The organism is Geodermatophilus sp. TF02-6 (assembly GCF_003319115.1).
GTDB lineage: Bacteria > Actinomycetota > Actinomycetes > Mycobacteriales > Geodermatophilaceae > Geodermatophilus.
This window is the reverse complement of sequence record NZ_QOHF01000001.1, coordinates 408,350-429,848: the sequence shown is the minus strand read 5'-3', so window position 1 is coordinate 429,848 and position 21,499 is coordinate 408,350. Positions and strand designations below refer to the sequence as shown.

Sequence of the window (21,499 nt, the reverse complement as noted above, 5' to 3'; positions counted from 1 at the left end):
AGACTCGCCGATCTCCGTGGACTACCCGGCCGGCTCGACCGGTCTGCTGCCGCCGGAGGAGCTGCCGGGCACCGCGCGCTGCGAACCGGCCCGACCCGCACGGCTACGGTGCCACGGCCAGCGCATCCGGGGTGCCTGCGGTGGGTCGGCGACCTGGACTCGGACGGCGGCGTCCACCGCACCCAGCGCCTGGGCCGGTTCGACCCCCGCGAAGACCATCACGTCGATCGCCACCCTCCGCACCGCGGCACAGGCGGCGGCCATGGGTGACTGGACCTCGACCGCCGCGCCGTGCTGGATCACCCAGCGGGCCAGCTCGAGCGCGTGTTCGGCCGCCCGCTGACGGGCCGGGCGGTCGCCGGGCTGCTCGGCCAAGGCGGCGACCGCCTCTGAGAGCTGCCGCACGACGGGCCCCAGGCTGGTCCGCTGCTCGGGCCTGGTCGCCATCGCCGTCCGGGTGAGCATGAGACAGCTGCCGGCGAGCAGGTCCAGCTGGTCGGCGCTCTCCCGCTCGCGGACCACCGGAGCCCTCCTCGACCGCCAGGTCGCCGAGTGACGCACGATGCGGTCGCTGGCCTTGCGCATCGTGCTCAGGTCGGCCAGCCGGTCGCGCAGCCCGCGCAGCTCGGTCAGGGCCTGGTCGGCCGGCGCCGGGTCGTCGTGCTCGAGCGCGTCCGCGGTCAGCCGGAGGCCGTCGGCCAGGACGGTCAGCACCGCCGTCTCCGCGCGGCGCAGCAGCCGCAGCGGTTCCGGGGCGAACACCAGCTGGCTGAACACCAGCGCCACGCCGCCGCCGATGAGGGCTTCGAGCAGCCGGTACACCCCCTCGGCCGGGTTCCCGAAGGCGGTGATCAGGATGGCGGCGACCGCGGCCTGCGCCATCACGATCCGGGCGCCGTCGACCAGCTGAGCCACGACCATGGCGACGAGCGTGGCCGCGGTCAGCGTCCACAGCCCGCCGCCGGCCACCGCGACGGCCAGCTCGCCGACGACGATGCCCACGACCACGCCGACCAGCAGCCGCACCGCGTTGGAGCCGCGCCGCCCCAGGGTCGCGTTGAGCCCGACGACCGCGGCGATGGGGGCGAAGAAGGGGGTGTCCTGGTCGACGACGGCCACCGCGATCACCCACGCCACCGCCGCCGCCGCCGTCTGCTGCACGATCGGCCACCCGGCCTCGGCCGTCCTCGCCAGCGCCGACCCGCGGTCGAGCACCGGCCACCGCCCCGCTCCGCTGCTCTGCATCCGACCGGTCCACCCCCTGTCGGTCGCCGTCGGCATACCCCGCTGTCGGCAGGGGTAGCCGCGGGAGGGCCGGGCGGCGAGCCCGGGCGGAGGGAGAGGTGGCTCGCGAGTCGTGGTCAGATCCGGGAAACGCCGTCGCGAACCGCGGTGGGCGCGGGAACTGAGCGGCGGCCACCCGTGGCTGCTCTCCGCCGACCAGCGCGGCAACGAGCACGCCGGCCTGCCCGCCTGGCGGGAGGGCAACGCGGTGCGGGCCCTGGTGGACGGCCGCAGCTACCTCCCGGTGCTGGCCGCGACCCTGGCCCGGGCAGGGGAGGGGGACGTCGTCCTGTTCGCCGGCTGGCGGGCCGAGCCCGACGAGCTGCTCGACGACGGCGGACCGCCGGTGGCCGCCGCGCTGGTCGGGGCCGCCTGCCGCGGAGCGCTGGTCCGCGGGCTGCTGTGGCGCTCCCACCCCGAGGTGATCGGCTACACCCTGGAGGCCAACCGCTCTCTGGCGCGGGCGGTGACCGCCGCGGGTGGTCGCATGCTGCTCGACCAGCGGGTGCGCCCGATGGGCTGCCACCACCAGAAGTTCGTCGTGAGCAACGGCGGGACGGGTCAGGTGGCCTTCCTCGGGGGAATCGACACGGCGCACTCCCGTCGCGATGGCAGCCCGCACCCCGGGGACCGGCAGGCCCGGGACTTCCGCGAGGTGTACGGCCCGACCCCGGCCTGGCACGACGTCCACCTGGAGCTGCGCGGCCCGGCGGTGCGCGACGTGGAGACGGTGTTCCGGCAGCGGTGGGCCGATCCGGCTCCGCCGACCCGGTGGCCCTGGCACACGATCCCGGACCGGCTGCACGGGATCGGCCGGACGCCGGATCCGCTTCCTCCAGCAGCGCCCCCGTCCGCTTCGGCGGGCCGCTGCACCGTGCAGCTGCTGCGCACGTATCCCCGGCGGCGCCCGGCCCACCCGTTCGCGCCGGACGGCGAGCGCAGCGTGGCCCGGGGCTACGCCAAGGCCCTGTCCCGTGCCCGCCGGCTGGTCTACGTCGAGGACCAGTACCTGTGGTCGCACGATGTCGCCCGGATCTTCGCCGCCGCCCTGCGCCGGTCTCCTGAGCTGCGGCTGATCGCCGTCGTCCCCCGGTACATCGACGGTGAGGGGCACTTAGACGCCCCGGCCTCCCTGCACGGGCAGAACTCGGCCTGGACGACGGTGCTGGCGGCCGGCGGGGACCGGGTGCAGCTGTTCGACCTGGAGAACGAGGCCGGCCGCCCGGTGTACGTGCACGCCAAGCTCTGCGTCGTCGACGACGTCTGGGCCGCGGTGGGCAGCGCCAACCTCAACCGGCGGTCCTGGACGCACGACTCGGAGCTGACCGCCGCCGTCCTGGACGAGGAACGCGACGGCCGCGCGCCGGTCGATCCCGGCGGGCTGGGCGACGGTGCGCGGACCTTCGCGCGGGGGCTGCGGCTGGCCCTGATGCGCGAGCACCTGGGCCGGGTCGACGGCGACGACGCCGACCTGCTGGACCCGGACGAGGCCGCCGGTGCGCTGTCCCGGGCCGCCGCGGAGCTGGACGCCTGGCACGCCGGCGGGCGCCGCGGGCCGCGACCGGCCGGACGGTTGCGCGCCCATCCTCCGCGGCAGGGTCCCGACTGGGCACGGTGGCTGATCACCCCGGTGTACGACCTGGCCTACGACCCCGACGGCCGCCCCTGGCGGATGCGCCTGCGGCGGGCCTTCTGAAAGGACCCTCCTGCCCCCCACCGCTCGCAAGCTCACGGCGGGACCCTGCAGGAGGGCCGCTCCTCCTCCCCACCCCTCGGAAGAGGGCGCCGGCGGGATCAACGATCACCGGCTCCGCACGGTCTTGCCGCGCCTCCCGGGGGTACGGGACCCTCGGCGGTGGTGTCACTGCTGAGGGGAGCGGACATGACCGGAGCGGTGCTGGAACGCCGGCGCAGCGGGTGGGACGTCGTCCTGGGCATCCTGCTGGTGATCGCGGGCGTGGTCATCCTGGCGCACGTCGTGCTGGCGACCGTCGTCTCGGTGCTCTTCCTCGGCTGGCTGGGGCTGGTCGGCGGCGTGGTCGCCCTCATCGCGGCGGTGTTCCAGATCGGCCGGGGCGGGTTCTGGGCCACCGCACTCAGCGGCGGCGTGCTGCTGGTGCTGGGCCTGATGTTGCTCCGCTACCCCGGTACGGCCGCCCTGACGCTGACCCTGATCGCCGGGTCGCTGTTCCTGGTCGGCGGGATCGTCCGGCTGGTCATGGCCTTCGACCGGGGCGCGCCCCGGGCGGCGCTGGTCCTCAGCGGCGTGGTGGGCATCGTGCTGGGCCTGATCGTGCTGTTCAACCTGTGGGCGGCGACGTTCACCCTGCTCGGGGTGCTGCTCGGCGTGCAGGCGCTGGCCGACGGGATCATGCTGCTGCTCTTCGGTCGGCTCCGGGTGCGGCGCACCGACGCCCTGGACCGGGTTCCCGGCTCTGCGGAGCTGCGGTGAACGCCGCCACCGCAGGCCGGCGCCGGACCGGTGCGCTGCTGGGTGGGCTGCTGGTCGCGCCCGCCGTCCTGGCCGGCTGTGGTGGGGCCGACCAGGGGCAGACGAGCGGTCCCGGCGTCGAGGCCTCGGTCGGGGACATGGAGCTGCGCAACATCCGGCTGGACAACCCGCCCGGGGGCATCTACGAGATCGGCTCGGCCGCCCTCCTGGGGGTCGCGATGGTCAACACCGGGGGTGAGGACGACCAGCTCGTCGGCGTATCCGGTCCGGACTTCTCCGGGGCGGTGGTGGACGAGAACCCGGAGTCGAGCGACCCGGGGATCACCATCCCCGCCGGGCAGACGGTGTTCACCGACGGCCCTGACGGGCCGGTGCTGGTCCTGGTGCACATCGACGAGACCCTGCGCAGCTCGCAGTCCCTGCCGGTCACCTTCACCTTCGAGCGGGCCGGGGAGGTCACGGTGGACGCCCCGGTCAGCGCGCCGCTGCGGCTGACCCTCGACCGCTGGCTGCGCGAGCAGGCGAGCCAACCGGGCTGACCCGCCGGTCCGCTCAGCCGACCGGCCCCGCCGATCCGGCCGGGTACTCCCGCAGCGGCACCTCGCCGGCGGCCCAGGCGGCCAGGATGGGTTCGACGATGCGCCAGCTCTGTTCGGCCTCGACGTCGCTGATCGACAGGGTGGTGTCCCCGGCCAACAGCTCGCGGATCAGGATCGCGTGGGCGGGCAGCTCCTGGCGGGGCAGGTCGACCTCGAGCGCCTGGCGTTCCAGGTCGAAGGGGTCGCCGGCGCCGTTGAGGTTGAGCTCCAGGGTGATCCCGTCGTGGGGGTCCAGGCGCAGCCGCAGCACGTCGGGTGGAGGGTCCTCGTCCCCGAAGGGGAGTTGGGGGACCGGCCGGAAGTGGACGGCGACCTCCCGGCGTCGGGTGCCCAGGGCCTTGCCGGTGCGCAGCCGGAACGGCACGCCGGCCCACCGCCAGTTGTCCACGGTGACGGTGAACTCCGCGTAGGTCTCGGTGTCGCGGGAGGGGTCGACGCCCTCCTCGGCCACGTAGTCGGGCAGCCGGCGGTCCCCGATCGTGCCGGCGGTGTAGCGGCCGCGCACCGTGTCCCGGACCATGTCCGCCGGCGGGCGGACCGCGCGCAGCACGTCGGCCTTGTGCGCGGGCAGCGTGACGTCGTCGAAGGCGAACGGCGGCTCCATGGCCACCAGGGCGAGCAGTTGCAGCAGGTGGTTCTGCAGCACGTCGCGCAGCGCGCCGGCGGTGTCGTAGTAGCCGGCCCGCCCCTCCAGGCCCAGGACCTCGTCGTAGACGAGCTCGACCCGCTCGACGTGGCCGCCGTTCCAGATCGGCTCGAACACCCGATTGGCGAAGCGCAGCCCGAGGATGTTGAGCGCCGTCTGCCGCGCCAGGAAGTGGTCGATGCGGAACACGGCGTTCTCCGGCACCAGCCGGTGCAGCAGCTCGTTGAGCACCCGCGCGTCGGCCTGGTCGCGACCGAAGGGCTTCTCCACGACGATCTGCGCACCCTCGGGCAGCCCGATCTCGATCAGCGCCTCCAGCGTGGGCCGGAAGATGGTGTTGGGCAGCGCCAGGTACACGATCGGCACCCCGGGCGCCTGTTCGAGCGCCTTCCGCAGTTGATCCGCATCGGTGACGTCCCCCCGGCTGTAGCGCAGGTGGTCGACCAGCCGCTCGCGGGCGGCCTCGGCGACCTCGGGGGCGTGCGCGGCCAGCCGCTCGCGCGCCCACTGCCGGTACGTCTCGTCGTCCCAGTCCTTGCGGTCGACCGCGCGGACCTCGAAGTCCGGCGGGAGATCGTCGGCGGCCGCGAGGGCGGCCAGGGAGGGCAGCAGCAGCCGGCCGGTCAGGTCGCCGGTGCCGCCGAGGACCACCAGTGAGCGGTTCATCGCCGTTCCTCCTCTGCACGTGCCAGCGTCGAGCCGCTGGAGATGACCCCGACGTGGCTGAACGCCTGCGGGAAGTTGCCGAGGAACGCGCCGGTGCCCGGGTCGACCTCCTCGGCGAGCAGGCCGAGCTCGGTGGCCCGGCCGCACAGCGAGTCGTACAGCTCGTGCGCCTCGTCGAGGCGGCCCTGGCCGGTGAGGTTGTCCACCAGCCAGAAGCTGCACAGCAGGAAGGCGCCCTCCTGGCCGGGCAGCCCGTCGGGCGACTCGGTGTGCAGGTAGCGGTAGAGCAGCCCGTCACCGGCCCCCAGTTCCCGGCGGGCGGCCTCGACGGTGGCCACCATGCGAGGGTCGTCGGCGGCGACCACCCGGCGCAGGGGCAGCGCCAGCAGCGAGCCGTCCAACCCGCCCCGCCCGCGACCCTCGGCGTCGGCCAGGTGCTCGGTGAAGGTGTTGCGGTCGGGATCCCACGCCCGGTCGAACAGGGTGGACCGGATCTCCTCCAGCACGCTCCGCCACCGCTCGCGCGGGTGCGGCAGGTCGCACTGGTCGGCGATGCGCAGCGCCCGGTCGACGGCCACCGAGCACAGGGCCACCGAGTAGGTGAACGGGCGGCCGGTGTCGCGGATCTCCCAGGGGCCGGCGTCCGGGGTGTCCCAGCGCTCGGTGGCCTGGTCGGTGAGCCGGCACAGCACCCGCCACAGGTGGGCGTCGACCGCGCCACCGGAGCGCACCCACTGGTAGGCCACGTCGAGCAGCTCGCCGTAGACGTCGTGCTGCCGCTGCCCGGCCGCGCCGTTGCCCCAGCGCACCGGCGCCGAGCCGCGGTAGCCGGCCAGGGCGACGTCCTCCCACTCGGTGGAGGGCTGCCCGCCGGCGAGGGTGTACATGATGCTGACCCGATCGTCGCGCTCGGCGTTGGTCAGCGTCCAGGCCAGGAACGACGCCGACTCGGCGTGCATGCCGATGCGGCGCAGCGCGTAGGTGGAGAACGCCGCGTCGCGCACCCAGGTGTAGCGGTAGTCCCAGTTGCGCACGCCGCCAATCACCTCGGGCAGCGAGGAGGTGGCCGCGGCCGTGAGCGCGCCGGTGGGCGTGTGGTCGAGCAGCTTCAGCGTCAACGCCGAGCGCCGGACCAGCGCCTGCTGCGGTCCCTCGTACTGCAGGCAGCCGGCCCAGCGGCGCCAGGCGGCCACGGTGCGCTCCACCAGTTGGTCGGGGTCGGTGCGGTACAGGACGCGGGTGTGCCCCGACCAGTGCAGGGCGACGGTCAGCCGCTCCCCGTCCCGCAGGGTCACCCGGCCGCCGATCGAGCCGTCCCGGGCCGGCGCCAGCTCGTGCGAGCACCACAGCAGCACGTGCAGGTCCGGCCGGGCGCCCCACCGGATCCGCCAGGCTCCGCCCTCGTGGGTGACCTGCACCGGGTCCAGCGGTGCGAGCCGGACGTCGACCTCCACCGTGCCGCTGGCCACCCGCGCCAGCCGCAGCAGCTCCCCGCGCCCCGGGGGCACCTGCTCGTCCAGGTCGGCGCCGGTGCGCAGCGTCATGCAGTCGGTGACCTCCAGGACGCCCTCCGGGCCGCGCAGCTCGGTGACCAGGACGCCGGTGTCCTCGAGGTAGCGCTGTCCGGACTCCCGCAGGCCGACCGGGGTGACGGTGAGGTGCCCGCCGCGCTCGGGGTCGAGCAGCCCGGCCAGGAACGGCCGGCTGTCGAAGTCCGGCAGGCACAGCCACGGGATCGACCCGTCGCGGGCGACCAGCGCGCAGGTGGCGCCGTCCCCGATCAGCCCGTGGTCCTCGATGGGCAGGAAGCCGTCGATGCGGGTCAGCGGGCGGGTCGGCATGGCGCACGGTCCTCCGGTGGCGTGGGCGTCCTGCACTGCTGCCCGTTCCGCGGCTGGTTCGAACCCAGGACCTGCGGGACCGCCGTGCCGTGCCGGGGCAGCGCGCCGGCGCAGCGCGCGGACGGCCTCTCGCGCTGCGGGCCGCCGCCGAGCGGACCTACCCTCCGAGTGCGGAGAGCACCTCCCGTCCGACGACCACGCTGGGGGACACGTGACGTCACTGGGCGGTCCGGCGTCGTCCGGTGGGCGGCCGCGGCGGAGGACCGGATCCCTCGGCCGGCTGGTCCGGAGCGCCGTGATCTCCGGACGCTGGGTCGTCGTCCTCGCCTGGGTCGCGGCCGCCGCGCTGGCCGTCTCCCTGCCGTCCGGGGGCTCGGGGGGCGGCGGCGCCCTCGGCGGCCTGCTGCCCTCGGACAGCGAGGCCGTGGCCGTGCAGCAGCGGTCGCTGGCCCAGTTCACCGTGCCGGTGCTGTCCCAGACGTCGGTCGTGGTGCACGACCCGGAGGGGCTGGACCTGGCCACCCGCGCCGACGTCGCCCTGTGGGCGCTGGAGCACACCCGGGCGACCTTGCAGGGGGAGGTCCCCTCCGGAAGGGGGCAGATCCTCGCGGCGGTGCCCATCCCGACCGCCGCGCCGGAGGTCGCGGTCACCTACCTGTACGTGACACAGGGCACCTCGTCGACCCAGACCGCGGCCCTGGCCCGGGAGTACGCCGCCCACTTCGACCAGCCCGGCGTGCAGACCTACGTCACCGGGCTGCTGCCCGCGCAGCTGCGGCAGGGTGATCACCTGATCTCGCGGCTGCCGGTGTTCGAGCTCGGCACCCTGGCGCTCATCGCCCTGATGGTCGCGCTGGTGTTCCGCTCGCTGGTCGCCCCGCTGGTGGTGCTGCTGGTGGCCGGCCTGGGCTACCTGGTGGCGTACCAGACGCTCGACGTCGCGGCCGGGGCCCTGGGCTTCGCGCTGCCCGACGAGCTGCGGCCGCTGACGGCGGCGTTGTTCATCGGCGTGGTCACGGACTACTGCGTGCTGCTGTTCAACAACTTCCGCTTGCAGCTGGAGCGGGGTCTGCCCCGGCACGAGGCGGCGCGGCACGCCTACGCCCTCGAGGGGCCCATCGTCGCGGTGGCCGGCCTCACCGTCGCCGCCGGGACCGCGGCGCTCCTGGTGGCCGACTTCACGCTGTTCCGGGCGTTCGGGCCGGCGCTGGCGCTGACCGTCCTGCTCGGCGTCTTCGTCTCGCTGACCCTCGTGCCCGCCCTGCTGGCCATCCTGGGAAGCGGGTTGTTCTGGCCGCTCCGGCCGCGGGCCGGTCAGGTCCCGGCCGGTGTGGCTCCACGGGAGCCGGGGCGGCTGGTCCGTGTGGTCACCGGCCGGCGGAGCGCGGCCGTCGCGGTCGGCCTGGGCGTGGCCCTGCTCGCCGTCCTCGCCGCACCCATGGCGGCCATGCGGTTGGACGTGTCCTTCACCTCCGGCCTGCCTTCGGACGACCGGGTGCAGCAGGGCGCGCAGGTGCTGGACGAGGCGGGCATCGGAGGCGTCGTCGGGCCGACCGAGGTCCTCATCGAGGGGCCCGACGTCGCCGGCCAGCGGGCGGCCCTGGACCGGCTGCAGCAGGCCATCGCCGCCCAGCCGGGGGTCGCCTGGGTACTGGGCCCGGCGCAGAACCCGCTGCCCCAGAGGTTCGGGATCGTCTTCTCCCGGGACGGGGACGCCGCCCGCTACGTCGTGGTGTTCGACAGCGACCCGCTGGCCGCGTCCGCGATCGACGACCTGCGGGTCCTGCAGCAGCGGCTGCCGACCCTGGTGGCCGAGGCGGGGGTCGAGGACGCCGAGGCGGCGGTGACCGGGCAGACCGCGGTCGCATCCGAACTGGTGGAGCTGACCCGCTCAGACCTGTGGAGCACCATCCCGGTCGCACTCGTGGTGACCCTGGCGATCCTGGTGGTGTACCTGCGGGCCCTGGTGGCGCCCGTGCTGCTGCTGGCCTGCAACGCACTCAGCGTGGCCTCCGCACTCGGCCTGGCGGTCGTCGTCTTCCAGGTCCTGGGCGACGACCCCGGACTGACCTTCTACGTCCCGTTCGTCGCCGCGGTGCTGCTGCTGGCGCTCGGTTCGGACTACAACGTCTTCGCCGTCGGGTCGATCTGGACGGCGGCCGTCCGCCACCCGCTGAGCAGGGCCATCGCCATCGCCCTGCCGGCCACCGGCCGGGCCATCAGCGCTGCCGGGATCATCCTCGCCGCCACCTTCGCGATGGTGGCCATCATCCCGCTGGGAGCGTTCCGGCAGCTGGCGTTCACCATGGCCGCCGGCGTGCTCCTCGACACCTTCCTCGTCCGTCCGGTCATCACCCCGGCCCTGCTCACCCTCCTCGGGTCGGCCGCGAGCTGGCCCAGCCGGCGCATCCGCACCTCGGCCCCGCGCGAGGACCTGCCGCAGGCCGATCGTGTGGGCGCCGGGGAACAGTCCGCCTGACCGGGTCGTCCCTGCCCGGTGGCGACCCGGGCGGCGAGCGGGGCCAGGGTGGCGCTGCCCCCGTGCGCACCGACGGAGGCGAGTGGGCTGCCGCTGCGCAGGCGCAGCCAGCGACGGCAAGCCGATGTGGAGCCGCCGGGCACCCCGAGATCCAACGGGGTGCCCGGCAGCCGGTCAGCGGAGCGCGGCCTGCTCGCGGTCGATGTCCTTCTGCGAGGGCCACATCTTGGCGCCGAGGACGCCGCCGAGGGCGGCGGCGATGATGGTCAGGCCCAGACCCAGCGAGGCCCAGCTGGCGCTGGCCCGGGCGGTCTCGGCCGCCTGTGCGGGGTCGATGTTGGGCGCGTTGACCGCCCCGACGTTGGCCACGTCGGTGACGACCTGGGCGACCGGGCCGAGCAGGGCGCCGCCGCCCAACAGGGCCAGGCCGAGGATCGAGACGATGCCCAGGGCCCAGACGAGGATGCCGTGCAGCAGCCCGTCGTTGCTGCCCCGCCACATGGAGCTGGCGCCGGCGGTCAGCCCGCCGAGGAAGAAGGCCAGCAGCCCCATGAGCCCGCTGATCCACCCGGCGTTCGTGCCGCCCGGCTCGGCGATGTCCCACCAGCCGAGGGCCAGGGTGATCACCTCCAGGAGCAGGAAGGTGGGCAGCGCCACCACCAGGCCCGCCCACACCGGCCCCCACCGGACGCGGTCCCTCCGCGGCGGGATCGCGATCATGTTGCCGTAGCTCGCCTCGTGGGCGCCCTGGGCGGCCACGTTGTCCCGCATCACCACATCGGGCGCCGTCGTCCCGGATGTCATCCCCTCGCCGCGCACCGGGCGGGATCCACTGCTCGTCATCTGTCCACCTCTCAGTGTTCCTCCTGATTGCGCCCCTTCTGCTCAGGACGACTCGGACACGTGTTCCATGCCCAGTGCTCGCTCGTCTCGACACATCGAGTTGCGGGACACGCCCGCTGCGTGCCCGTCCGATCGGACGTGCTCGGCGCCGTGCGCCCCCGCGGATCCACGGTGGGTCTCGTCTCCCCTGGGCGAGGCACCTCACCGGCCTGGTCCTGTTCACCTCCACCGCGATCACCAGCCCGACGGCCAGCAACGCCATCGCCCGGACGGCGCACAGCCGCCGCCAGCAGGACACCACGCGCAGCGACCCGCCGGTCGGATGAGCGCCGGTTCCGCGCCGCGACGTACTCTCGCCGATGGCTGTCGCCGTCACCGTCGCCCGAACGGAGCAGGCCATGGGATCGGACTCGGTCGCGGTCGGAGCTAGGGCGGATCTCCTGGATCTTGCTTCGCGGGGTGGCGGAGCCAGACCTTGACCGAGGCGACGTCGATCGTGCCGCGGAAGACGAACTCGCGCTTGTCGGTGCGCACCGCGACCGCCCGGAAGTCCTTGAGCTTGGTGGATCCCGCATCGCATGCCGGCCCGCGTGCGCGCGTTGATGACGCCGCTGCGGCACCGACGACGGGCCCGTCGACGGACCAGCCTCGGACGCCGCAGTTCGGCGTCCGAGGTTGGTCCGTCGTGCGTTCGTGGGCGCGAAGCCGCTACTCGGCCGTGCGGGCGAGCAGGTTGCCCGGCTCCACCGCGAGCCTGGCCGGTGCTGCCCGCCGGGCGGCCTGCGCGTGCCGGGAGCCCGACGTCGGCACGAGCAGGGCCAGCAGCGCGCCGCACACGGCCAGGGCGGTCAACGCGTAGAAGATCGAGTTGAGCGCGATGCCGGAGGCGACGAGCACACCGCCGATCAGGGGACCACCGATGCCGCCGAGTCGACCGAAGCCGGCGCACCAGGCCACACCGGCGCTGCGCACGTTCGTGCGGTAGTAGGTCGCGACGAAGCCGTAGATGAGGATCTGCGTCCCGCTCGTGCCCAGCCCGACGACCGCGACGAACGCCAGCAGCACGCCGAGCGGGAGGCTCACGGTCAGCAGCGCGATGGCCGCCGCGCCGAGCAGGAAGGACGCGGCCACCACCGGCTTGGGGCCGAATCGGTCGGCGAAGCGGGAGGCGGCCAGTGCGCCCAGGACCGCGCCGCCGTTGAGGACCAGCAGGAAGGCCAGCGATCCGTTGGTGGAGAAGCCGGCGCGGCCCATGAGCTCGGGCAGCCAGGTGTTGAGCGCGTAGACCAGGAGCAGGCCGGTCGCGCTGAGCAGGCCGAGCAGGATGGTGGGCAGCAGGTAGATCCGGCTGGCCAGCCCGGCGAAGCCCGCCCGGCCCTCGGAGGCCGGGGTGGCGGCTTGCGGCCCCTCGGCGCCCGGCTCGGCGAGCGGGACGCCGGTGCGCGCCGCGACCGCCCGCGCCTCCTCGATCCGGCCGCGGGAGGCCAGCCAGGTCGGCGACTCGGGCATCTTGAGGAGGGCCAGCGGCAGCAGCGTCACCAGCGGCAGCGCGCCGATCCAGAACATGCCCCGCCAGCCGATGGTGTCCAGCAGCAGGATGGCCAGCAGCGCGGCGAGCAGGCTGCCCAGCGGCACCCCGGAGTAGGTGATGGCGTTGGCCACGTTCTTCCGGCCCGCGGGCGCGAACTCGGCCACCAGGGCACCGGTGGTGGCGACCAGCGCGCCGACCCCGATGCCGGTGACGAAGCGGAGCAGGCCGAAGGCCGTCGTGGTCGTCGCCAGCGCGGTCAGCGCCATGCCGACGGAGAACCACGCGTAGGCGGTGAGCACGACCTTCCGCCGGCCGATGACGTCGGCGACGCTGCCGGCCAGCAGCGCCCCGACGAGCACGCCGATGAGGGCGTAGCTGCCGAGGGCCCCGGCCACGGCCGGCGTCACCTCCCCGATCTGGCCGGGGTCGCGCAGGAAGCGTGGGACGACGGTCCCGTAGACGACCAGGTCGTAGCCGTCGAAGACCAGGCCGACCGTGGCCAGCGAGACGATCCACGTGACCGACCTGCGGCGGAGCGCGTCCTGCCGGACGGCTTCGTCCTGCCGGAGTGATGCCACTGCTGTCCTCCTCGAGACGGGCCCTGGCTCGCAGACGGCATGGCAGCCGGAGCAGGGCAGGGGGCACCCGGCGAGCGACGTCGCCAGGGGATGGGAAGGGGAGGCGTGCCGGGCGGAGGTGTCGGACGCCGGGCGGCCTGGTCGTGCCGTGGTGCGGGTCTGGTGCGGGCCGTGCGGTGGGGCGGGGTTCAGTCGGAGGACGCGTCAGCTGCAGCGGTGCGCTCGGGCGCCGGGTCCTGCGCGGTGTTCCCAGGCGCCGGGTCCTGCGCGGTGTTCTCGGGCGCCGGGTCCTGCGCGATGTCCGACGGGTGCGGGGCCAGGGGAGTGACCGTGATCGACATGTAGGGGAACAGCGGCAGGCCCCAGAGGATCTGGTGCAGCTGCTCGTTGCTGTCCACCGCGAAGACGCTGAGGTTGGCGTACTCGCCGACGCACCGCCAGATGTGCGGCCAGTGCCCGGAGCGCTGCCAGGCTTGCGAGTAGGCCTTCTCCCGGGCGAGCAGGTCGTCGCGTGCCGCCGGATCCATGTCCGGCGGCAGCGCGACGTCCATGCGCACGGCGTAGAGCTCGGTCACGCCGCCGGGTCCAGCGTGAAGTCGTAGGTGACCTCCTCGCCGTTTCCCGAGGCGGCCGGGGTCGGGCGCAGGATCAGCTCGGGCTTCACGGCGGAGGCGACGTCGTCCTCGACGTGCTCGCCGCCCTCGAAGTACAGCTGCGTGGTGATCAGCTGCTTGCCGGGCGCCGACACCTTCAGGTGCAGGTGGGCCGGGCGCCACGCGTGCCAGCCGGCCGCCGCGATCAGCGCGCCGCACGAGCCGTCGGTCGGAATCTGGTACGGCGCCGGCTTGATGGTGGAGAACGCGAACCGGCCGTCGGGGCCGGTCAGGATGGTCCCGCGCAGGTTCCACTCCGGGATCCCCGGCGCGTACTGGGAGTAGTAGCCGTCGTCGTCGGCGTGCCACAGCTCGACGCGGGCGCCCTCCAGCGGGTTGCCGTCGAGGTCGGTGACGGTGCCCTGGAACAGGAACGGGGTCCCCTTCTCGCCGTCGCGCATCGGCAGGGTGGCCTCGCTGCGGAACTCCGGCGAGCCGGGGATGTAGTACGGGCCCTCGATGGTGCCGCTGGTGCCCAGGCGGTCGGCGTTGACGACCTCCTCGACCACGTGCTCGAGCCAGACGTCGAGGAACAGCGGCCACTCGCCGTCCTCCCCGACCCGGATCAGCCACGCCTTGAGGGCGTCGTACTCGGCGTAGTGGACGTGGTGCCTGCGGATGACCTCGTGCAGCGCCTGGATGGCGTCGGTGGCGATGGCCGAGACGCGGGCCTGGTCGACCGCTCCGGCGCTGAGCTCCTTCTGGGAGAAGCGCTCGGTGGCCGAGCGGCCGGAGCCGGCGGCGGTCGGGCTGGGGGCGGTGGGTGTGGTCATGGTGCTCTCCTGCGTCGGTGCGGATGGGGACGGTGCGGTGGAGTGGAGGGCCGATTCAGCGGTCCCGGCGGTAGTGCGCGAGCTTGTCGGGGTCGACGTCGACGCCGATCCCCGGTCCGGGACGGACGGTGAGCTCGCCGCCGGAGATCTCCAGCGGCTCGGTCAGCAGGTCGTCGCTCATGTCCAGGAAGTTCGAGAGCTCGCCGGCGCGGCGCGACGAGCTGCGGTGCGCGGCACCGAAGGCGACGGTGCAGGCGGTGCCGATCTGGCCGTCGATCTGGTTGCCCATGACGACCTCGGCGCCGAGGCCTTCGCACTGGTGCAGGATGCGCTGCGAAGTGCTGAACCCGGTGCGGGCCGTCTTGATGCTGATCATGGTCGCCGCGCCGTCGAGCAGCTCGCGGGTGACGGCGCCGGGCGTCGGAGCGCTCTCGTCGGCGACGGTGGGCACCGTCGTCTGCGCGGTGAGCCAGCGGCGCCCGAGCACGTCGTCGGCCGGGCAGAGCTCCTCGGACAGCGTCAGGTCGAGGTCGGCCATCGCGCGCAGGGCCCGCGCTGCCTCCGACGGGGTCCAGCCGCGGTTGCCGTCGACGTAGAGCTCCACGTCCGGCCCGAGCGCGGCCCGCAGCGCCCGGCAGGCGCCGACGTCGAGCTCGACGGGACGCCGGCCGACCTTCACCTTGAAGGTCCGGATGCCGTAGCGGTCGCGGACGCGCTCGGCCTCGGCGACCATCTCGGCGTCGGGCGCGAACCCCACCATGTGCGACACCCGCATCCGGTCGGTGAAGCCGCCGAGCAGGTCCGAGACGCAGAGACCGAGCGTGCGGCCCTGGGCATCCCAGATCGCCATGTCGACGGCGGCCTTGGCGGCCGGGTTGCCGACGGTGCGGTCCATCCGCGCGTGCACGGTCTCGCGCTCCAGCAGGGTGAGGCCGACCAGCTCCGGCGCGAAGAGCTTCTCGACCACCGCGACGATGGACTCCTGGGTCTCGCCGTAGGTGTACGGCCGCGGCGGCGCCTCGGCGACGCCGACCACACCGTCGTCGGTGTGCACCCGCACCAGCACGTGGTCGGCGACGTGCACCTCGCCGCTGGCGAAGCGCAGGGGCTTCGCGTACGGGATCGCGAACGGGATCGCCTCGATCCTGACGATCTTCACCGGGCTCCTCCGAGAGGTACGGCGTCTGGTGCCGGCGCGTCGAGAGCCATGTCGGGTGCGAGGTCGGGTGCGAGGTCGGGTGCGATGAACCCGTTGGCCTCCAGCGCCTCCAGCAACCGGGCGAGGGCAGGGGAGGGGTCGTCGCTGCGCCAGGCGAGGGCCAGGTCGATGTGCACGTCGTCGGCGACGGGCACGAAGCGGACCCCCTCGACGTGCAGGGCCAGGACCGACTCGGGCAGCAGCGCCACCCCCAGGCCGGCGGCGACGAGCGTGAGCACGATCGAGGTCTCGGCGGCCTGGTGGGTGCGCCGCGGCAGGAAGCCGGCGGCGAGACAGGCCTGGGTCACGACGGTGTCGACGACCGAGTGGGGGACGCCGTAGACGACGAAGTCCTCGTCCCGCAGCTCGGCCAGCCCGACCGGCTCCTCACCGGCCAGACGGTGGCTGCGGGGCGCGACGAGGACGACGCGCTCCCGGGTGATCAGCCGGGACGACAGCCCCGTGCGGCGCAGCGGTGGCCGGAGCACGGCGAGGTCGATCCGGTCCTCCTCGAGGGCGGCCTCCTGCGCCGGGGTGAGCAGGTCGGGTTGGAACCGCAGCACCAGGCCGGGTACCTCCCGGGTGGCGATCCGGGCCAGCTGGGGCAGCTGACGGAGCGCCGCCAGCCCGGTCGACCCGACGCGGAGCAGGCCGGTGTTGCCGGCGCCGACGAGCTGGACCCGCGTCCGCGCCGCTTCGATCGAGTCGAGGATGCGTTCGGCGTCCTGCAGGAGGGCCTCACCGGCGGGTGTGAGCTCGACCCGTCGCGTCGTCCGGGTGAACAGCGCAACCCCGAGCTGGGCCTCCAACTGGCGGATGGCCTGGGACAGCGGGGACTGGGCCATGTGCAGACGGTCGGCCGCCCGCCCGAAGTGACGGGTCCGGGCCACGGTGAGGAAGTAGTGCAGCTGGCGGATCTCCACGTGCCCTCCCGTCGTCGCTCGATCCCGGCTCCAGGGTGGGCCCCCCGCCCCGCCTGCTGTGACGGACCCAACGTTAGGACCGCCGTCGTGCATCCACAAAGACCGAGTTCGGCTGAACTCAGACGCTGCTCGTCTCGACAGGGTCCTGGTCAGGACTAGGCAGATTGCCGACGCGGACGTGACCGGCGCCACCGACAGTGGGTGGAGCGCACTCGACCCACCGCCCACTGGACCGGAGGCTGCCATGACCGCCGACGTGACGCACGTCCGCGACGTCCTCGCCGACGCCGTCGTCGACGACCCCGAGGCCGGGATCTTCCGCGCCAACCGTCGGATCTTCACCGACGAGGAGACCTTCGAGCTCGAGATGACCCACATCTTCGAGGGCAACTGGGTCTACCTCGCGCACGAGAGCCAGGTCCCCGACCCCGGCGACTACTTCACCACCTACATCGGCCGCCAGCCCGTCGTCATCACGCGCGACAAGAAGGGCGAGCTGCACTGCCTCATCAACGCCTGTGCGCACCGCGGCGCGATGCTCTGCCGCCGCAAGACCGACAACCGCATGACGCTGACCTGCCCGTTCCACGGCTGGACGTTCCGCAACGACGGCAAGCTGCTCAAGGTCAAGGACCCGGACGGCGCCGGCTACCCGGCGAGCTTCGACACGGACGGCTCCCACGACCTGGTCACGGTCGCGCGGTTCGACAGCTACCGCGGGTTCCTCTTCGGCAGCCTCAACCCCGACGTGAGCACGCTCGCCGAGCACCTCGGTGACACCACCACGGTCATCGACATGCTCGTCGACCAGTCGCCCGAGGGGCTGGAGGTGCTGCGCGGCTCCTCGACCTACACCTACGACGGCAACTGGAAGGTCCAGGCGGAGAACGGCGCCGACGGCTACCACGTCAGCGCGACCCACTGGAACTACGCGGCCACGACCTCGCGGCGCAGCACCGGCGAGTCGAAGAACACCACCAAGGCGCTGGACGCCGGCGGCTGGGGCAAGTCCGGCGGCGGCTACTGGTCCTACCCCAACGGGCACCTGTGCCTGTGGACCTGGGCGGCCAACCCCCAGGACCGCCCGCTGTGGGACCGCCTGGATGAGCTCAAGGAGCAGTTCGGCGACGCCAAGGGCGAGTTCATGGTCAAGGGCTCCCGCAACCTGTGCCTCTACCCGAACGTCTACCTGATGGACCAGTTCAGCACCCAGATCCGGCACTTCCGGCCGATCGCGCCGGACCGGACCGAGGTCACCATCTACTGCATCGCGCCCAAGGGCGAGAGCGCCGAGGCCCGTGCGCACCGGATCCGCCAGTACGAGGACTTCTTCAACGCCTCGGGCATGGCCACCCCGGACGACCTGGAGGAGTTCCGCTCCTGCCAGCTCACCTTCCAGGCCACCGCCGCGCCGTGGAACGACATGAGCCGCGGTGCCGAGCACTGGCTTCCCGGGCCCGACGAGGTCGCGACGTCCCTCGGCATGGACGGCGTCATCTCCGCCGGTGTGCGCAACGAGGACGAGGGGCTCTACCCCGTCCAGCACGGCTACTGGCTGCAGACGATGCGGGCGGCCGTGGAGAAGCACTTCGGCATCGACGTCCCGACCACGGAGGGCTGACCGTCATGACCGCCACGCAGAGCCCCGTCGAGGCGGGTCAGGCCGCCTCCGCGGGCGGCAAGCTGATCACCCAGAACGCCATCGAGCAGTTCCTCTACCGCGAGGCCCGCTACCTCGACGACCGCGAGTTCGAGAAGTGGCTCTCGTGCTACGCCGACGACGTCGTCTTCTGGATGCCGTCGTGGGCCGACGACGACCGGCTCACCGAGGACCCGCAGCGGGAGATGTCCCTCATCTACTACCCCACCAAGGGTGGGCTCGAGGACCGCGTCTTCCGGATCCGCACCGAGCGCTCGAGCGCGACGTCGCTACCGGAGCCGCGCACGAGCCACAACATCACCAACGTCGAGGTCATCGAGCGCCGCGGCGACCTGGTCGACGTCCGGTTCAACTGGCACACCATGTACTTCCGGTACAAGACCGTCGACCCGTACTACGGGACGTCGTTCTACACGATCGACTTCTCCGGGCCCGCGCCGCTCATCCGGCGCAAGACCGTGGTGCTCAAGAACGACTACATCCACCACGTCGTCGACGTCTACCACCTCTGAGCAGCAGCCTGCCCGGGCTGTTCCTCCACCGAGCTGCGGAAGAGATCTCCCATGGACCACCGCGTGGCACTCGCGTTCGAGGACGGGGTCACCCGCTTCATCACCTGCCGGGACGACCAGACCGTCGCCGACGCGTCCTACCGGGCACGGATCAACATCCCGCTGGACTGCCGCGACGGCGCGTGCGGCACGTGCAAGGCCCTCTGCGAGTCGGGCGAGTTCGACGGGGGCACCTACCTCGAGGACGCGCTGTCCGACGACGAGGCCGAGAGCGGGTACGTGCTGCCCTGCAGCATGAAGCCGCGCTCGGACCTGGTGCTGCAGATCGCGACCACGTCGGCCGTGGCCAAGACCAGCGCCGCCACCCACCGCGGTCGGATCACCGCGCTGGACCGGCTCTCCCCGACGACGGTCCGGCTGGCCGTCGAGATCGCCGACCGGGACGCCCTGGCGTTCCTCCCGGGGCAGTACGTCAACATCGCCGTCCCCGGCACCGAGGAGTCCCGGTCGTACTCCTTCTCCAGCGCTCCGCAGGACGAGCAGCTGACCTTCCTGGTCAAGCTGACGCCGGGTGGGGTCATGTCGACCTGGCTGGAGGAGCGGGCCGCGGTGGGTGACGAGATCACCTTCACCGGCCCGCACGGCAGCTTCTTCCTGCGCGAGTCCGACGCCCCGCTGCTGCTGCTGGCCGGCGGGACCGGGCTGGCGCCGATCCTGTCGATCCTGCGGACCCTCGAGGGGAACCGCAGTGACCGCCGGATGCACCTGGTCTACGGGGTCACGACCGACGACGACCTGGTGGAGATGGAGACCATCGCGCACCTGGCGGGCGCCGTCGAGGGGCTCACCTGGGACTACTGCGTCGCCGACCCCGCGACCAAGGCCCCCAACCAGGGCTACGTCACCGGCCTGTACGGGCCCGAGCACCTGCACGACGGCGGCGCCGCGGTGTACCTGTGCGGCCCGCCGGCCATGGTGGAGGCGGTGCGCACGCACGTCGCCGGGCTGGGGGTGACCCCCTCGGGCTTCTACTACGAGAAGTTCGCGCTGGCCGCGGTCCCGACGCAAGCCCCCGAGGAGGTCGTCGAACCGGAGCCCGGGGCGGTCGTGCCGGAGCCCGAGGAGGCCGCTGTCGAGCCGCCGCCGGTGCCGGCCGTCGTCGTCCCGGACACCGTGGCCGAGCTGCTGGAGCTGGACGGCCGGGAGGGCCGGACGTCGGCCGGGCAGACCCTGTTCCCGCCGGTCGAGCTCTCCCCACTCGGCGCCGACGGAGCCGGGCCGCGGACCGAGTCGCCGGCGGACCTGTGGCGCCTGGCGGGGCAGCGGCTGGGGGAGCCCGTCGCCACCGGCGACATCCGGCCCGTGGACGACGCCGACGACCTCGTGCCCGCCGTCGGTGCCCGCGCCGTCGCGGGCCAGGAGATGCTGCCGGAGGTGGCGCTGGAGCAGCTCACCCCGCCGGCGCCCGAGGCGCCGACCGGCCGGCCGGACGCCGGGATCGAGGACGCGGGGATCGAGCCGGCGTTGACCGCGGACGGCTACTCGATCACCGCCGACGGCTACCAGATCGGCGAGGAGCACCCGTCGGTGCACGAGTCCGATGCCCTCTTCGACGCCCGCCGGGCGCTGGAGCTGGGCGCGCTCGAGCTCACCATCGGGCGCCTGGCGCACCAGCAGCTCGTCGGCTACCGGGTGCTGGCCGAGGCCACCGTGCCCTACGTCGAGGGCGACCGGTTCGTCGACGCGGCGGCCTACACCGAGACCAACGCCGCGTTCCACGACTACCTGTTCACCCTCACCGGCAACGAGCACCTGCTGCGCGCCTACCAGGCGCTCGGCGTCAAGGGGCACATGGAGGAGTCGCTGCGCTCGGCCACCTGGGTCCACCCGCGGTGCGCGCAGGACCACCTCGACATCGTCGAGGCGTTCCGGGACGGCGACCGCGAGCGGGCCCGGATCCTGATCGCCGAGCACGCGGAACGGTCCAAGGAGACCACCCGCCGGGCCATGCACGACCTCGCCGCAGGTCGCCGCCCCCGGTTCGTCACCCCGGGCCGGTTCGCCGGCCAGGTCGTCCTGGTCACCGGCGCCGGACAGGGGATCGGCGAGCGCACGGCGCGGCGGATCAGCGCCGAGGGCGGAGCCCTGGTGCTGGCCGACCGGGCCGAGCTGGTGCGCGACCTGGCCGGGGAACTGGGTCAGCCCGGGGCGGAGGCGATCCCGGTCGTCGCCGACCTGGAGACCTGGGAGGGCGCGCAGTCGGTCGTGGACGCCGCGCTGGCGCGGTTCGGCCGGATCGACGTCGCCGTCCACACCGTCGGCGGCACGATCTGGGCCAAGCCGTTCGAGCACTACCCGCCCGAGCAGATCCAGGCCGAGATCAACCGGTCGCTGTGGCCGACGCTGTGGTGCTGCCGGGCGGTCGTGCCGCACATGGTGGAACGGGGCCGCGGCACGATCGTCAACGTGTCCTCAGTGGCCACCCGGGGGCTCAACCGGCTCCCGTACGCCGCGGCCAAGGGCGGGGTCAACGCCATCACCACCGCGCTGGCGCTGGAGATGGCGCCGCACGGCGTGCGCGTCGTCGCCACCGCGCCCGGCGGCACCGACGCCCCGCCGCGCCGCACCCCGCGCGGCCCCGCACCCGCGACCGAGCAGGAGAAGGACTGGTACCGGACGATCGTCGACCAGACGGTGGAGTCGTCGCTGATGAAGCGCTACGGCACCCTCGACGAGCAAGCCGCGGCCATCACCTTCCTGGCCTCGGAGGAGGCCTCCTACGTCACCGGCACCGTCCTGCCCGTGGCCGGTGGCGACCTCGGCTGAGCCGCCGAGCGGGCGGCTCGCCACGGGGGAGCCGC

The 21,499-nt window shown here is 73.5% G+C and carries 16 protein-coding genes; 7 read left to right on the top strand and 9 right to left on the bottom strand.

All coding sequences use genetic code 11. The features are described from left to right. Positions 1 to 21 precede the first annotated feature (21 nt). Positions 22 to 1,245, bottom strand: a complete 1,224-nt coding sequence (locus DQ238_RS02010; RefSeq protein WP_158550691.1) for an aromatic acid exporter family protein — start codon at positions 1,243 to 1,245, stop codon at positions 22 to 24. A gap of 112 nt (positions 1,246 to 1,357) precedes the next feature. Here DQ238_RS02010 and DQ238_RS02005 point away from each other — a divergent pair, with 112 nt between their 5' ends. The 3 genes from DQ238_RS02005 to DQ238_RS01995 all read left to right on the top strand — a co-directional run bounded on the left by DQ238_RS02005 (position 1,358) and on the right by DQ238_RS01995 (position 4,275). Further along, the gene (locus DQ238_RS02005; RefSeq protein ID WP_113779599.1) at positions 1,358 to 2,980 is read left to right on the top strand and encodes a phospholipase D family protein; all 1,623 of its coding nucleotides are present in this window, start codon (positions 1,358 to 1,360) and stop codon (positions 2,978 to 2,980) included. Positions 2,981 to 3,166: 186 nt separating this feature from the next. Next, positions 3,167 to 3,736 (top strand): HdeD family acid-resistance protein, encoded by a 570-nt coding sequence (locus DQ238_RS02000; RefSeq protein ID WP_113779598.1) that lies wholly within the window; start codon positions 3,167 to 3,169, stop codon positions 3,734 to 3,736. Beyond that, positions 3,733 to 4,275 carry a copper chaperone PCu(A)C gene (locus DQ238_RS01995; protein ID WP_113779597.1) on the top strand — a complete coding sequence of 181 codons (543 nt, stop codon included), beginning with the start codon at positions 3,733 to 3,735 and terminating at the stop codon, positions 4,273 to 4,275. The genes DQ238_RS02000 and DQ238_RS01995 overlap by 4 nt, the downstream gene beginning before the upstream one ends. Positions 4,276 to 4,288: 13 nt before the next feature. Here DQ238_RS01995 and DQ238_RS01990 read toward each other — a convergent pair whose 3' ends face one another. Further along, a complete protein-coding gene (locus DQ238_RS01990; RefSeq protein ID WP_113779596.1) occupies positions 4,289 to 5,647 on the bottom strand; it encodes a glucose-6-phosphate dehydrogenase in 1,359 nt (452 codons plus the stop codon). Beyond that, complete coding sequence (locus tag DQ238_RS01985; RefSeq protein ID WP_113779595.1) at positions 5,644 to 7,488, bottom strand: glycoside hydrolase family 15 protein; 1,845 nt, start codon at positions 7,486 to 7,488, stop codon at positions 5,644 to 5,646. Before DQ238_RS01985 ends, DQ238_RS01990 begins: the two co-directional genes overlap by 4 nt. 295 nt (positions 7,489 to 7,783) lie before the next feature. Here DQ238_RS01985 and DQ238_RS01980 point away from each other — a divergent pair, with 295 nt between their 5' ends. Further along, positions 7,784 to 9,967: an MMPL family transporter gene (locus DQ238_RS01980; RefSeq protein ID WP_233495629.1), complete on the top strand. Its 2,184-nt coding sequence runs from the start codon at positions 7,784 to 7,786 to the stop codon at positions 9,965 to 9,967. 174 nt (positions 9,968 to 10,141) lie between these two features. Here DQ238_RS01980 and DQ238_RS01975 read toward each other — a convergent pair whose 3' ends face one another. The 6 genes from DQ238_RS01975 to DQ238_RS01945 all read right to left on the bottom strand — a co-directional run bounded on the left by DQ238_RS01975 (position 10,142) and on the right by DQ238_RS01945 (position 16,466). Then, complete coding sequence (locus tag DQ238_RS01975; protein WP_113779593.1) at positions 10,142 to 10,810, bottom strand: permease; 669 nt, start codon at positions 10,808 to 10,810, stop codon at positions 10,142 to 10,144. Between the two features lie 708 nt (positions 10,811 to 11,518). After that, positions 11,519 to 12,919 (bottom strand): MFS transporter, encoded by a 1,401-nt coding sequence (locus DQ238_RS01965; RefSeq protein WP_113779592.1) that lies wholly within the window; start codon positions 12,917 to 12,919, stop codon positions 11,519 to 11,521. Positions 12,920 to 13,107: 188 nt separating this feature from the next. After that, positions 13,108 to 13,494, bottom strand: a complete 387-nt coding sequence (gene catC / locus DQ238_RS01960) for a muconolactone Delta-isomerase (protein WP_233495628.1) — start codon at positions 13,492 to 13,494, stop codon at positions 13,108 to 13,110. Beyond that, positions 13,491 to 14,345 (bottom strand): catechol 1,2-dioxygenase, encoded by an 855-nt coding sequence (gene catA / locus DQ238_RS01955; RefSeq protein ID WP_113779591.1) that lies wholly within the window; start codon positions 14,343 to 14,345, stop codon positions 13,491 to 13,493. Before catA ends, catC begins: the two co-directional genes overlap by 4 nt. A 55-nt stretch (positions 14,346 to 14,400) precedes the next feature. Beyond that, a complete protein-coding gene (locus DQ238_RS01950) occupies positions 14,401 to 15,504 on the bottom strand; it encodes a mandelate racemase/muconate lactonizing enzyme family protein (protein WP_113779590.1) in 1,104 nt (367 codons plus the stop codon). Beyond that, positions 15,501 to 16,466 (bottom strand): LysR substrate-binding domain-containing protein, encoded by a 966-nt coding sequence (locus DQ238_RS01945; protein WP_113779589.1) that lies wholly within the window; start codon positions 16,464 to 16,466, stop codon positions 15,501 to 15,503. Before DQ238_RS01945 ends, DQ238_RS01950 begins: the two co-directional genes overlap by 4 nt. Before the next feature lie 244 nt (positions 16,467 to 16,710). Between DQ238_RS01945 and benA the strand changes: the two genes are divergently transcribed. From benA to benC, 3 genes are all read left to right on the top strand, one after another. Beyond that, positions 16,711 to 18,087, top strand: coding sequence for a benzoate 1,2-dioxygenase large subunit (benA, locus tag DQ238_RS01940; RefSeq protein WP_113779588.1), 1,377 nt, complete (start codon positions 16,711 to 16,713; stop codon positions 18,085 to 18,087). 5 nt (positions 18,088 to 18,092) lie between these two features. Next, entirely contained in the window at positions 18,093 to 18,638 is a 546-nt protein-coding gene (gene benB, locus DQ238_RS01935) for a benzoate 1,2-dioxygenase small subunit (protein ID WP_113779587.1), read from the top strand. A 63-nt stretch (positions 18,639 to 18,701) separates the two neighbouring features. Next, complete coding sequence (gene benC / locus DQ238_RS01930; protein WP_233495627.1) at positions 18,702 to 21,464, top strand: benzoate 1,2-dioxygenase electron transfer component BenC; 2,763 nt, start codon at positions 18,702 to 18,704, stop codon at positions 21,462 to 21,464. Positions 21,465 to 21,499: the final 35 nt, after the last annotated feature.